Origin of the sequence: Nesterenkonia salmonea, from assembly GCF_005771525.1 — a bacterium.
Lineage (GTDB): Bacteria > Actinomycetota > Actinomycetes > Actinomycetales > Micrococcaceae > Nesterenkonia > Nesterenkonia salmonea.
The window spans coordinates 1-13,366 of the sequence record NZ_VAVZ01000035.1 but is presented as its reverse complement, the minus strand read 5'-3'; the positions used below and the strand labels follow the sequence as shown (position 1 = coordinate 13,366).

General features: G+C 61.4%; 9 protein-coding genes and 1 tRNA gene. 6 read left to right on the top strand and 4 right to left on the bottom strand.

What is annotated here, in order from left to right; genetic code table 11:
• Window positions 1-8: 8 nt before the first annotated feature.
• The 3 genes from FEF26_RS11980 to FEF26_RS15955 all read right to left on the bottom strand — a co-directional run bounded on the left by FEF26_RS11980 (window position 9) and on the right by FEF26_RS15955 (window position 3,492).
• Window positions 9-569, bottom strand: coding sequence for a pyridoxine/pyridoxamine 5'-phosphate oxidase (locus FEF26_RS11980; RefSeq protein ID WP_138253776.1), 561 nt, complete (start codon window positions 567-569; stop codon window positions 9-11).
• 93 nt (window positions 570-662) lie between these two features.
• Window positions 663-1,835: an MFS transporter gene (locus tag FEF26_RS11975; protein ID WP_138253775.1), complete on the bottom strand. Its 1,173-nt coding sequence runs from the start codon at window positions 1,833-1,835 to the stop codon at window positions 663-665.
• A 79-nt stretch (window positions 1,836-1,914) separates the two neighbouring features.
• The gene (locus FEF26_RS15955; RefSeq protein WP_243730564.1) at window positions 1,915-3,492 is read right to left on the bottom strand and encodes a macrolide 2'-phosphotransferase; all 1,578 of its coding nucleotides are present in this window, start codon (window positions 3,490-3,492) and stop codon (window positions 1,915-1,917) included.
• 102 nt (window positions 3,493-3,594) lie between these two features.
• Here FEF26_RS15955 and FEF26_RS11965 point away from each other — a divergent pair, with 102 nt between their 5' ends.
• On the top strand, window positions 3,595-5,727 hold the full coding sequence (locus FEF26_RS11965; protein ID WP_138253774.1) for an ATP-dependent DNA helicase UvrD2: 2,133 nt from the start codon (window positions 3,595-3,597) through the stop codon (window positions 5,725-5,727).
• A gap of 55 nt (window positions 5,728-5,782) precedes the next feature.
• Here FEF26_RS11965 and FEF26_RS11960 read toward each other — a convergent pair whose 3' ends face one another.
• Entirely contained in the window at window positions 5,783-6,313 is a 531-nt protein-coding gene (locus FEF26_RS11960; RefSeq protein ID WP_138253773.1) for a M48 family metallopeptidase, read from the bottom strand.
• Between the two features lie 113 nt (window positions 6,314-6,426).
• Between FEF26_RS11960 and FEF26_RS11955 the strand changes: the two genes are divergently transcribed.
• The 5 genes from FEF26_RS11955 (at window position 6,427) to FEF26_RS11935 (ending at window position 13,226) form a co-directional block, all read left to right on the top strand.
• Window positions 6,427-7,152 (top strand): hypothetical protein, encoded by a 726-nt coding sequence (locus FEF26_RS11955; RefSeq protein WP_138253772.1) that lies wholly within the window; start codon window positions 6,427-6,429, stop codon window positions 7,150-7,152.
• A gap of 80 nt (window positions 7,153-7,232) precedes the next feature.
• Complete coding sequence (locus tag FEF26_RS11950) at window positions 7,233-8,759, top strand: zinc-dependent metalloprotease (RefSeq protein ID WP_138253771.1); 1,527 nt, start codon at window positions 7,233-7,235, stop codon at window positions 8,757-8,759.
• Window positions 8,756-9,817 carry a YlbL family protein gene (locus FEF26_RS11945; RefSeq protein WP_138253770.1) on the top strand — a complete coding sequence of 354 codons (1,062 nt, stop codon included), beginning with the start codon at window positions 8,756-8,758 and terminating at the stop codon, window positions 9,815-9,817. Before FEF26_RS11950 ends, FEF26_RS11945 begins: the two co-directional genes overlap by 4 nt.
• Window positions 9,818-9,870: 53 nt before the next feature.
• The gene (locus FEF26_RS11940; protein WP_138253769.1) at window positions 9,871-13,029 is read left to right on the top strand and encodes a UPF0182 family membrane protein; all 3,159 of its coding nucleotides are present in this window, start codon (window positions 9,871-9,873) and stop codon (window positions 13,027-13,029) included.
• Between the two features lie 123 nt (window positions 13,030-13,152).
• Window positions 13,153-13,226 (top strand) — tRNA-Met (locus FEF26_RS11935).
• Window positions 13,227-13,366 lie beyond the last annotated feature (140 nt).

Here is a 13,366-nt window from a genome sequence, read left to right as displayed (position 1 = left end):
GGCCGGAACTACTCCTCAGCAACCTCCGCGCGCCACGATGACCCCTCAGGCGTATAGATGACGCGAGTATGCGCACGATCCGGAGAGCCCTGCCAAAATTCCACACGATCCGGCACTACGCGCCACAGAGTCCAATCATCGGCAGAAACCAATGCCTGCGCCGCCGGACTGCGTGCCTGGAGATCGGCAACGCTCTCTTCACGCTCAGCCTCCACCACTCGGCCACGCACACGCACCGACCGCATCACCGGTTGCCACCACAGCGTCAACGCGGCTGCAGGACAATCGCGCAGCTGCTGACCCTTCCGGCTCGATGCGGTGCTGGCGAATGCCCACCCCTGCGCATCCACTTCCTTGAGAATCAGCATCCGCGAATCTGGAACACCCTCAGCGTCAACTGTGGACAACGCCATAGTGCGGGACTCCTCAACACCAGCATCCAGCGCCTCTTGGAGCCACCACAAGAACAACTCCACCGGGTCATCCGGAAGATTCGACCCATCAAGTGCTTGGGAGCTACCGGTCAATGCGCGGATTGACCGCAACAGCGCCTTCGTCGTATCCGTCATATCAGGAGTCTACGACGCCGCCTTCTCAGGTGACCGGCAAGCCGGCTCTCACCGGCGTCCGGAAGTAACAGGGCCGCTGACGCGTCGTCGTCATCACACCTTCTGCCCAGCGCGCTTGGTCAACCAAATCGCGTACAAGGCGATCAGCACGCCCACACTCGCCGCGATCGCCCCCGCGTAGGCAGGTGCCCGCAGCCCCAGCCCCATGTCAATGGTCACACCACCAACAATCGCGCCCAAAGCATTCGCAGCGTTGAAAGCTGAATGGTGGAAACTTGCGGCAAGCTGCGGAGCCTTAGGTGCGGTATCAATGAGATGGGTCTGCATCGCGGGGCTGAGGTTCGATGACGAGACACCCACACAGAACAGCAGAATCAACATCACCCACGGAATATGAGCCAACGCCGCGAACAACGCCATAAACAGTGCGACCATGATCATCGCGATCAGCACCGTGCCCAGTACCGACTTATCAGTGGCCCAGCCACCCATGAACGTGCCGATGACCATACCGGCACCGAAAATGAACACGACCCAAGGGAGAGCGCTGTCGCTGAAGCCCGTCACCTCAACAGCCACATGGGACAGGTATGTGTAGATCGCGAACATTCCTGAGAACCCGATCACTGCCAGGCCAATACCTACCCACAGCCGCTGATTGGCCAATGCCCGCAGCTCGCCCTTCACGGACGCGCCCGCCGGGGCGTCCTGGCGAGGTGCAAGAAAGGCGACCGCCAGCATCGTCAGACCGGCCAAACCAGCCACGATCAGGAACATCCAACGCCACCCGAACAACTGCCCGATCCAAGTCACCGCGGGAACCCCGGAGACATTGGCGATTGCTAGCCCTGACAGCACCACAGCGATCGCACGCCCACGCTTGGCAGGACCCACCATCTGCGCGCTCATCAGTGCCGCAGTGGCGAAGTAGGCGCCATGGGGTAACCCGGAGAGGAAACGCCCCACCAACAGAGTCTCAAAATTTGGGGCGACGAAGCTCAGTATGTGCGCAATGATGAACAGCACCAGCAGAAATAAGGCGTAGGCCTTCCGCTCCCGTTTGGCGCCCATCAGAGCCAGAACCGGCGCGCCCACCACCACGCCGACCGCGTAGGCAGAGACCAACAGGCCGCCCTGGCCGTAACTGACGTCGAGATCCAGCACGATCTCACGCTGCAACCCCATAATGGCGAACTCGGTGACACCGATCGCGAAACCGCCTGTGGCAAGCGCCAAAATCGCCCAGGCCATTTGGGTACGGGTCATGTGGTTCTTAGTCACCGCAAACCCAACCGCGCTCCGTGCAGGATCATTCCCGAATCATCAAGTTAAAATGACCAGCGGATCAGGAGCCCGGTGGACGCAGTCCTGGGTGACGCTCATAAATTGAGGACGACGACGCCTCAGCTGGGCTCGCAGCTGATTCGGCCGCTGAACCCACCGGTTCAGCGGAAGCGCCCGAGGCGGCCGAAACTGCCGATGGCGCCGACTGCGCAGAGGCAGATGAGATGGCCGACGACGCTGAGGATGACGAAGCTGAAGAGCTCGCCGACCGTGCGCTAGCGGCCGAGGCTGCAGAGGACGGGAAGAAGTTCTTCTGTTTAGCTCTGCGCTCAGAGTCGTGATCGGGCTGAATCGGCAGCGAGCCCGTCACAGGGGCGGGCAGGTCGAACTCGCCAGCGTCGTCTACATAGGCCGGGATTTCTTCGGTGAGGGGATCGTCGTCGGAGGCGGTTCGCTGCGTGGCAACAGGCCGCGGCGCTGCATGTGCAGGAACAGGGGTCACCACACCGGTCTCCTGTTCCGCGGCACCATCGCTTGGGTCCGCTTCTGCCACGTCAGCATCCGTGATGAAGGCCGGTTCACCATCATCGTCGGAGGCGTCCCATGCCCCAGCACCCGCGATTGTCGCGGCCGCGCCGGCGCGCCTCACCGGCTTAGAGTCCTGAGTGTCGGCCGGCGCCTGAGGCTTGTCTTCTTCGGGTGGGTCAAGCGCAATGGGCCGCCCACCGTAGGTTTCGATGTCGGACGCCAACTGCTTGAGCAGTCCAGTAGCTTCCTCAACCATCTGCTCGTTACCACCAGTGGTCCCGCGGATCATCCACTGGGCGAGCGCGAACTCTGCAGAGAGCGCAGCCCGTCGCAGCACATGCTCATCCGGCGCAGTGCGGCGCTGAGCAGTGTAGGCAGCCAGCACTCGGTCGCTGAAAGTCTGCTCAGGTGAGGCGATGAGCCAGGCCAGGTCATCGGCAGGATCTCCCACATGCAGGTCGGTCCAGCCGGTGACAGCCATCACTCGTTCGCCCTCAATGAGCAGATTGTCCTCGTGAAGGTCGCCATGGACCACGGTGGGCGCAAAGTCCCACAACGCTTTGTCCTCCATAGCGCGTTCCCAGCGCCGCAACAGGAGCGGGGGCACTTGTCCGGTGGACGCGGCGGCGTCGAGCTCATTGAGACGGCGTTGCCGAACACGCTCTGCGCTGTATCCCGGAAGATCAGCATGGTCCACCACAGTTTCGGAGAGGTCATGCACCGCAGCCATTGTTCGGCCCAAGTCTTCAATGAGTTCAGGGCTCGCACGGACTAAATCTGGCAACTCCACTGGCTCACCGGGGAGGTGGTTGTACACGAACACCCGCATGTCCTCGACGCGGGTGGCGCCGGCTACGCTCGGCACACGGAACGGCAGCTCCGCGCGAATCGCGGTGGAGAACCCGCGCAGTACCTGCACCTCAGTCTCCAGGCGCATAGCCGCTTGCTGATGCTGGGGGCCACGGACTCGCCAGCGGTTCCCCGAACCGTCCACCACCACGGCGGACATGAAGTCCCGGGCATCATCGGGAGCATCGGCTACACCGGTCGGTGAGAGACCCGGCACCGCACGGGTCGCCAGGGCAGCCAATTCCATCGAAGTCCATCGCACGGACCTCAGCCTAGCCACCACAGGGCCAAGAACGGGCATGCAACGCGGAAGACTGTGGAAAACGACGTCGACAGCTCCGGTCCCGGCGGTACGGTAGAGCCCATGACCTACGCAGTGCAGGAGGCCCCTCCGGAAGCCGTCCTCGACGGGTTGGACGCCGAGCAGCGAGCAGCAGCCTCCACACTCACCGGGCCGCTGTGCATCCTCGCCGGCGCCGGAACCGGCAAAACTCGAGCCATCACCCACCGCATCGCCTACGGGGTGCGGGCCGGAGTCTATGATCCGCACCGTGTGCTGGCGGTGACCTTCACTGCCCGCGCGGCCGCCGAGATGCGCTCGCGGCTGGCCGCCCTGGGAGCCCCAGGGGTTCAGGCCAGAACCTTTCACGCCGCTGCCCTGCGGCAGTTGCAGTACTTCTGGCCCATGACCATCGGCGGGACGCTGCCGCAGATCCTGGACTACAAGATCAAGCTCCTGGCTGAGGCCGCCAAACGGCTCCGCATGACCACTGATCGTGCAGGTCTGCGCGATTTTGCCTCCGAAATCGAATGGGCAAAGGTTTCCACTCTGACCCCGGAAGGGTATCTCACCCAGGCGAAGGATCGGGAAGCCCCCGCCGGAGTCGACCATCAGGCGTTCGCTCGGCTCTACCAGGCATATGAGGACATCAAAGAAGACCGTCACCTGATGGACTTCGAGGATGTCCTGCTGTTCACCGTCGGCATGCTCGAATCCGACGAGCGGGTAGCAGCCCAGGTCAGACAGCAATACCGGCATTTCATCGTCGATGAGTACCAGGACGTCTCCCCGCTGCAGCAGCGCCTGCTGGACCTGTGGCTCGGCGGGCGGGATGAGCTCTGTGTAGTCGGTGATGCCGCGCAGACCATATACTCCTTCACCGGCGCGACCCCCGACTACCTCCTGACCTTCCGGCGCCGGTACCCGAACGCTGATGTGGTGAAGCTGGTGCGGGACTATCGCTCCACGCCTGAGGTGGTCAAGCTCGCCAACACGCTCCTGGCGGACCGTCGTCCTGGGGGAGAGGCACCCTGGCCGGCCCCCCTTCAGCTCATCTCTCAGCGCGCGGCGGGCCCCGCAGCTGAGGTGACCGAGCACGCTGACGACGACGCCGAAGCATCGTGGGTTGCCGAGAAAGTCGCCGAGGCGACCAAAGCAGGAACGCCATTGAGTGAGATCGCAGTGCTCTACCGCACCAATGGGCAATCCCAGGTTCTCGAGCAGGCCCTAGCTACAGCCGGGATCTCATACCAGCTTCGTGGATCAGAACGGTTCTTCTCCCGTCCTGAAGTGCGGGAAGGGATTGCCGCGCTGCGCACCAGTTCGCTCATCGCCGAGGATTCTGTCGACTCGGTGCCTGATGCTGTCCGGGGTGTGCTTTCCTCTATCGGCTGGTCTCGTGAGGCGCCCTCTTCGGCTGGGGCCCGGCGTGAACGGTGGGAATCACTGGCCGCATTGGTGTCCCTGGCGGAGCGGATGGACGCTGAACGTGCAGGCCTGACGCTGAAAACCTTTATTGGCGAGCTGGACGAACGTTCAGCCGCTCAACACGCGCCAACGGTCGAGGGTGTGACCTTGGCATCGTTGCACTCAGCCAAAGGGCTGGAATGGGAAGCGGTGTTCCTGGTGGGATTGTGCGAAGGCCTGATGCCCATCACGTTTGCTCAAACCCAGCGGGAGCTCGACGAGGAGCGCCGCCTGTTGTACGTGGGGATCACGAGGGCCAAGACGCTCCTGTACCTGTCCTCAGCCGCGGCGCGGCATCCGGGTGGCCGTGGTCGGCGCAAGAGCTCCCGGTTCCTCATCCCGCTGCGCAAGGAGCTCGGGCTGGAAGCACCTACGCGGCGGATCGCCCCGGGGAGCGGAAAGCTCAGCGTCAACGCAGCAGCGCGCAAGCGCAAAGCCGCCGTCTGCGCCGGCTGCGGAGAAGTGCTCACGGTCGGCGCCGAAATCTCACGTCGGAGGTGTGCGGAGTGTCCGCCCCGCTACGATGAGGAAGCTTTTGAATCACTGCGCGCCTGGCGTTTGAGCTATTCCAAGGAACTGGGGCTGCCCGCGTTCATGGTCTTCAGCGACGCCACGCTAGAGATGATCGCAGAGAAAAAGCCGCGAACTGATGAGGAGCTCTTGGCCATCCCCGGCATTGGTCAGCGCAAGCTGGAACAACACGGTGATCGCCTCAGAGCCGCCCTCCGGGAATTCAGCGGAGCCGCGTAGCTCGGGGCTCTTCGGGTGCTCTCGTCCTCAAGCGCCTTGCAGAACTTCTGAAGTTCTAGCGGTGCTGGTCGGTCCAGGTAACACCCGCCAGGAACGCGTCTGCTTCCTTGGTCCGCGGGTACCGTGACACCAGCTCCTGAAACTGGGGTCCGTGTCCTGGCTCGATCAGATGTGCCAACTCGTGGATCAGCACAGAGTCAACAACCCATCCCGGCATGTTCCGCAACCGGGAGGAGAGGCGAATTTCTCCCGTCGTGGAGGTGGTCGAGCCCCAGCGCTTCCGCTGTCGATCCGACCAGGACACCGAGGCAGGCATGGCTGAGGCGCCCAGATACTGAACAGCCAGTTCCCGTGCTCTGACCATGAGGGCCTCGTCGCTGCTTCCAGCGCGGGCGGCGCGGGTCGCCAGTCGCTTGCGGAAAGCACGGGCGTGCGTTTCGATGTCGCTGCGGGAAAGCCGCATCGGCACGCGCAGCCGGAGCTCGCCACCTGAAAGATCCGCACTCACCGTGCGTCGCCGTTTGGCGGAGCGAATCACGATCACGTCTTCGCCGTCCACCTGAATTGTGTGCTGCTGTTGTGCCATCGGTGGCCAGTGTACGCCGAGCGGACATTCAGACCTGTGGAAAACTCGACCGCCAAAGCTTCACCTGTAGATAATAAATGAGACCAAAAACATTCAAACAGGAAGAAGATCACATGCCCGTTGCTGGAGCCACAAGCACACTCGATCCAGTAGTGGTCTGCCGAGCGAGGCGCAGACTCGCGACCGTCATCGTGGAGGGGCTCGGCACCGCAGGTTTTCGCCTCGCTGAGCACATCGTGGACTGCAGGATTGGAACGCTGGTCCTGCGGGATGACAACCCCGTGGGTCCTCGGGACGCAGGTTTTCGTACCTTCGACATCGGAAGGCCCCGGACGGAGGCTGCCGCAGAGCTACTGACCTCGAGGTCAGAGGAGACCGCTGTCGTAGAAGCCCCAGCTGAATCATCCATCAGCGGAGCAGATCTTCATGTTCTTGCCTTTCGACGGAAGGTGCCCGCTGCCGTTCTCCACCGCGCCCTAGAGGAATCGCCCGGGGTGCTGACACTACTGGTCGCCGAATCCGGTTGGCGGATCGGACCGCTTCTGCTGCAGGACTCTCTGGTGTGCAGCGACTGCATGGGAATAGGCCGGTTGGCTGCCGAAGCGCCCCCACAGGATCTCGGGACAGCTAGTCCGCTGGATGAGGCTGCAGCAGCTCTGGCAGCTCATCAGATCTCGGTGTTGATCGACGGCATGGCCACAGCTGCCGTACTGGGCGCTGGGCTGATCGCCGATGCTGCCACGGGTCGTGTTTCCCGTGTCAGAACACGTCGCAGACGTAGCTGCGCATGTTGTGATGAAGCTGAGGAATCCACCGAAGATGGCCTGGTCGGGCTGTGAGCGAACGGAGGCACCATTCTCCAGGCTCCAGGGATACCCTTTAGTTTCACGCTTTGTCTCAACTGGAGCAGGAGCCAGCGATGTCTGATCAGCCCGACGACAACGAGCGCCGCGAGCCGAATGAAGAAGAGTTTCTGCGCAAACTCTTCGGTGAGGCTTTTGGCGACAAGTCCGGCACCGGGGACGATGATTCCTCTAAGGATGACTCAGGTCCCTCCATAGGATTCACAGGGACGCCCGGCGGGCGAGGTCAAGACTCCGGGGCGCCCAGCGGTGGTTTCCCCGGATTTCCCCCCGGCTTCGACCCCTCTCAGCTGCCCCCCGGCTTTGGCGACCCCCAGATGATGCAACAGATCATGGGCCAAGTTCAGCAAATGTTCTCCGCCATGCAGAACCAGGGCGATGAGACCGTCAACTGGGAACTCACCAAAAACGCTGCAGTCTCAGCTCTGGGCAGCGACGACGCCGCTGTCACCCCGGTCGAAGGCAAACAAGTCGATGATGCGCTCCGCCTCGCAGAGATGTGGCTCAACGAGGCCACCAGTTTCGAAGCCATCGGCGCCATCGGGCAGGGCCTGAGCCGCAAGCAGTGGATCGAGCAAACCTTTGAATCATGGCAGCGGCTTACCGAACCTGTCGCTGAATCTGTGGGACGAGCAATGGGGCAGGTCGTGCGCCAGCAGCTCGAGGATGGTGAAGGCGTTAACCTCCCTGAAGAAATGAAAGCAATGTTGCCCCCGGACGCTGCCGGGCAGGTAGCGAATATGATGGAGCGCATGGGCGGGGTGGCCTTCGGAGCGCAAATCGGCCAGGCCATCGGTGAGCTCGCTGGTGAAGTTCATTCCGGTTCCGACATCGGGCTGCCACTTGCAGGATCGACCATGGCGCTCGTGCCGGCGAACATCAAAAGCTTCGGCCAGGGTCTGCAAGTCGAAGACGAAGAGGTTCTCCTGTACCTGGCACTGAGGGAAGCTGCGCGTATGCGCCTGTTCGTGAGGGCCCCATGGTTGGAGGATGACCTTTTCAACGCCGTAGCCCAATATGCAGCTGGCATTCACATCAATATGGAGCGTGTGGAAGAGGCTGCAAGCCAGATCGACCCGTCGAACCCTCAAGAGATGGAGGATCTCTTCGGCGAAGGGCTTTTCCAAGCCGACCGAACACCCATGCAGGAAGCGGCTTTGACGAGGATCGAAACTACTTTGGCGCTCGTTGAGGGGTGGGTGGACGACGTCGTTGCCCAGGCCGGTGCACACCTGCCCTCTATCGAGAAGCTCCGCGAGACCATGAACCGCCGACGTGCTACTGGCGGTCCGGCCGAAGCTGCCTTCGCCGCCTTGGTAGGGCTCGAGCTTCGTCCACGCAGACTCCGAGACGCTGCCGCCCTGTGGGCTCACCTTCGCGAGCAGGACGGTGTCGCAGGCCGCGATGAAGTCTGGTCCCATCCCGACCTCCAGCCAGATGAAGCCGATCTGGACGATCCTTCCGGTTTCCACAACCGAAGGGCGGAGCGTCAGGCCGAGACCGAGAAAATTGATGACGAGCTCAAGAAACTGCTGGATGGTGGCTACGACGGCCCGGGCGGCGACTCCGGAGATCGTGCGTGAGCCTACGCAAGACGGTTCAGATTGTCTCGGGTGGAGGTGCCCTGGCAGCTAGCCTGGTCGCGCTGGCTCTCCCCAGCGCCTATCTGCTGGAGTCTCCCGGACCAATCTTCGACACCATCGCAGAGATTGACGATCAGCCGGTCATCGCCGTCGAGGGCGCGTCGAGCTACGAGACCGAAGGCACTCTCGCGCTGACAACGGTCTACGTCAACGGTGCCCCGACTTCCACCGTTCGAGTACCTGACGCAATCCGGGGTTGGCTCTCACCCAGCGTAGATATGACTCCCCATGAGTTGATTTATCCTTCCGGGACCACTGAAGAAGAGGTACGCCAACGGAACACCGCGGCCATGGCGTCATCGCAGGAACTTGCCCTCGCCGCTGCCCTGGACTACTTACAGGTGGACTACGCGGTGGAGCTGTCGGTCATGGATTTCACCGAAGAGGCCATCGCAGCGGGAACCCACGAATCCCTTTCTGCTGGGGATATCCTGCTCGACGCCGGGGGCGAGGAAGTCACCGGCATAGAAGGACTGCGTCAGGTAGTCAATGATGCGGCCGGCGAACCGATAGAATTGACTTTAATTCGAGACGGGGAACACGTCGAAGTGGAGGCCCCCACCTACCAGGAAGCTGATGGTGAGTATTACGTCGGCATCTTGTTGGGCAGCGAGTTCGATTTCCCGGTCCAAGCGGATATCCAGCTCGAAGACGTTGGAGGACCCTCCGCTGGACTGATGTTCACTTTGGGGATCATTGACACCATGACTGAGGAATCACTCACCGGAGGCGCAGATTGGGCCGGTACGGGGACAGTTGACCCGGACGGGACTGTTGGCGCAATCGGCGGCATTGCTCAGAAGGTCGCCGGTGCACGCAGCCAGGGGGCCGAGTATTTCTTGGCTCCACGGGATAACTGTGATGAGCTGGAAGGCAGGCTTCCGAACGGATTGGAAGTTTATGGGGTCGAAGACGCTAATCAGGCCGTCGAGATACTTGCCGCCGTCAGAGACAGCGATGAGGACTTTCTCGCAGGGCTTTCGCCCTGCGGCCGGTGAGAATCCGGCACACTTGCACCTAAAATGAGTACATATAGAGATGAGGACAGACGTTGAGCTTCTCACAGGGATTCGGCAATTCGAACCCCTTCTCCGGGGGTATCTTCGGCTCCGGCGCGGGTAATGGCGGTAATCGTGGAGGCGACGACGGCTCCAGTGGCGATGGTCCGCAGAAAAACAGTTCCGGGGGGCGGCGTCGTCCCTCCGCGCTGATTATCACCATCATCATCATCGCGGCCCTCTTGGGTGCCTTCGTGGCATTCTCCGGGTTCTACGCGGAGGTCATCTGGTACTCCCATCTGGGCTACTCCGAGGTCTTCTGGACCGAGTGGCTAGCCCGGTCCTCACTCTTCGCGGTGGCTTTCGTTGTCATGGCTGCACTGGTGTGGTTGAGCCTCTTTATGGCTTTCCGTACCCGTCCGCTGGGACTTGAGGGCCAACTAGGTGAGGCCGTCAACCGGTATCAGTCGACCCTGACATCTATGCGCCGACTGCTGATCTTCGGTCTTCCGACTCTTATGGGGCTTTTCGCTGGTACAGCAGCTCAGGCCAACTGGCAGCAGGTGATGCTGTTCTTCAACCAAGAATCATTCGGGCAGACCGACCCAGAATTCGGTCTGGACTTCAGCTTCTTCATTTTCACCCTGCCCTTCCTCAGTTTCGTCAATGGCTTCCTCATCTCGGCCGTTCTCGTCGCTGGAATCGCAGGCATACTCTGCCACTACCTGTTCGGTTCCATACGGATCGAAGGTAACGGCAAGGTTGTCGTGGAAAAGGCAGCACGGTGGCACGTGGCCATCGTCGCCGCCGTATTCGTCCTTCTGCAGGGCGTCAACTGGTGGTTGGGTCGCTACGCGACGCTGCAAGACCAGGGTGGTACGTGGGCGGGTGCGCTCTACACTGACGTCAACGCTGTGATCCCCGCTCAGACTATTCTGGCCATCGCCGCAGTTCTTGTGGCCCTGGTCTTCATCATCACTGCGATCACCGCCCGCTGGCGGTTCTCGATCATCGGTACCGCGATGCTCATTGTGACGGCAATCATCGGTACCGGCGTGCTGCCCTTCCTGGTTCAGGAATACCAAGTACGGCCCACTGAGCAGTCACTGGAAGCCGAATACATCGAGCGCAATATGGAAATGACGCGCTACGCCTACGGCCTGGATGATCTGAACAAGATCAACTACCGGGCCACCCAGGAGGCCGAGGAGGGCGCCCTGTCTGGGGACGCTCCCAATATTCAGAACATCCGTCTCCTGGACCCGAACCTGGTCTCTGCCGCCTTCCGGCAGTTCCAGCAGTTCCGCCAGTACTACACCTTCCCGGACACGCTGAGTTTTGACCGTTATGAGATTGACGGTGAAACGTTCGACACCGTGATCGCTGCTCGTGAGGTCAATGCTCCTGAGGGATCCTGGGTCAACCAGCACCTGGTCTACACCCACGGGTATGGACTCGTTGCGGCCAACTCGAACACAGTGACCCCGGAGGGACGTCCGGACTTCAGTCTGCAGGGCATTCCTACCACGGGTGATCTGGCGAGCGATGAGGACTACGAGCCGCGCATTTACTTCGGCGAATCCACTCCGCAATACTCGATCGTTGGGGCCCCAGAGGGTGCGGCCCCCCGTGAACTCGACCGTCCTGCAGTCGAACTCACCGATGACGAGGAAGGTGAAGGAGCCGCAGATACGGGCGATGAGGGTCAGGACACTCAGTACACGTTCACCGGTGACGGTGGGCCGTCCGTGGGTAACCTGTTCAACAGGTTGATCTACTCGCTGAACTTCCAGTCTCCGGAGATCTTCTTGGCCGGCGACGTGAACGAAGAATCTCAGATTCTTTATGATCGCCACCCTCGCGAGCGAGTGGAAAAGGTGGCTCCGTACCTGGAAGTTGACCAGAACATCTATCCAGCGATCGTCGACGGAAGAATCAAATGGATTGTGGAGGGTTACACCACATCTAACGATTTCCCGTACTCAGCTGAGCAGCAATTGGAGTCCGCGACTCAGGACGCACTGACGCAGGGCGCCCCACAGTTGACCGGTCAGGTGAACTACATTCGGAATTCGGTGAAGGCAACCGTTGACGCCTATGACGGATCCGTCACTCTCTACGCTTGGGATGATGAAGACCCGATTCTGCAGGCATGGCAGCAGATTTTCCCGTCATCGTTGGAGCCGTACTCGGAAATGAGCGCGGAGTTGATGGACCACGTTCGCTACCCGGAGGACATGTTCCGGATCCAGCGTCAGCTGCTCACGGAGTATCACGTTGACGCTCCGAACGATTTCTACGAGGGTAACGACGCCTGGTCAGTTCCGGAGGACCCCACGCGGGAGGGCGGAGATTCCCAGCCTCCCTACTACATGACACTGCAGATGCCGGAGCAGGAGGAGCCCAGCTTCTCGCTGACGTCTACCTTCATCCCTGCGACGGAGACAGACGGTCAGCAGCGCAACGTGCTCTATGGCTTCCTCGCAGCATCAGGTGACGCCGGCACCGGTGAAGCCGGCGTCAAGAATGAGGACTACGGGACGCTGCGGATGCTGGAGCTTCCACGAGACACCGCAGTGCCCGGGCCAGGACAGACCCAGGCGAACTTCGACTCAAACTCCACTATCGCCTCTCAGCTGAACGTCCTGGAGCTTGGTGGGTCGCAGGTGCTTCGCGGCAATATGATCTCGATGCCTGCCGCGGAAGGCATTCTGAATATCCAACCCGTTTACGTTCAGGCTACAGGGACTGGTGCCGCCTACCCTGCGCTGCGGATGGTGCTTGTCGCCTTCGGTGAGAACGTCGGCTACGGTGACACCCTGCAGGACGCTCTTGACATGGTATTCGGTGGCGACGCCGGAGTTGAGGCCGCTGAGGGTGCCGGCGTCGACGCCGACGAGGTCGAGGAACTCGTCGACGCGGATGCCGTCGAAGGGGCTGAGGGCATGGTCGAGGAAGAAGAGGAAGCCCCAGCCGAAACCGAAGAGGCGACCGCTCCCGAAGATGAGGACGAGGATGAGCAGGAAGAGACTCCTGCCGCCGAGGGTGATGAGGAGCGTCTGGAGGAGCTTCGTCAGCAGGCAGCCGAAATTTGGGCTGACCGGAATGAAGCCTTCGCTGAGGGTGACCTCTCCACCTACCGTCAGCTTGAGGTCGATTTCGAGGACACCCTCGACGAGCTCTTCGAGCTGGAATCGCAGTTGGCTGACTAGGGTCGACAACTTAGACCGGTAAATCGGCGGCGGAGTCAGGATGTACATCCTGGCCCCGCCGCCGATTTGGTCGCAGGATTGCCTGCATGTAAGATAAACAAGTCCCGGAAACGGGAAACCCAACGCGGGGTGGAGCAGTTCGGTAGCTCGCCGGGCTCATAACCCGGAGGTCGCAAGTTCAAATCTTGCCCCCGCAACTAGTAAGGCCCCCTGATCTAAGAAAATTTTAGATCAGGGGGCCTTTTTGGTTTGCCTAGAAGTGCTAAACCTGGGTTATAGGCAGAAATGTGTGTATGGCCCGGGCGTGTCAGGGGCTGCCGGCCCAGCCTTTCCTGGC

Coding starts and splice junctions, on each gene's coding strand:
- FEF26_RS11980 (WP_138253776.1), bottom strand. CDS start 569: ATGACGGATACGACGAAGGCGCTGTTGCGGTCAATCCGCGCATTGACC.
- FEF26_RS11975 (WP_138253775.1), bottom strand. CDS start 1,835: ATGACCCGTACCCAAATGGCCTGGGCGATTTTGGCGCTTGCCACAGGC.
- FEF26_RS11965 (WP_138253774.1), top strand. CDS start 3,595: ATGACCTACGCAGTGCAGGAGGCCCCTCCGGAAGCCGTCCTCGACGGG.
- FEF26_RS11960 (WP_138253773.1), bottom strand. CDS start 6,313: ATGGCACAACAGCAGCACACAATTCAGGTGGACGGCGAAGACGTGATC.
- FEF26_RS11955 (WP_138253772.1), top strand. CDS start 6,427: ATGCCCGTTGCTGGAGCCACAAGCACACTCGATCCAGTAGTGGTCTGC.
- FEF26_RS11950 (WP_138253771.1), top strand. CDS start 7,233: ATGTCTGATCAGCCCGACGACAACGAGCGCCGCGAGCCGAATGAAGAA.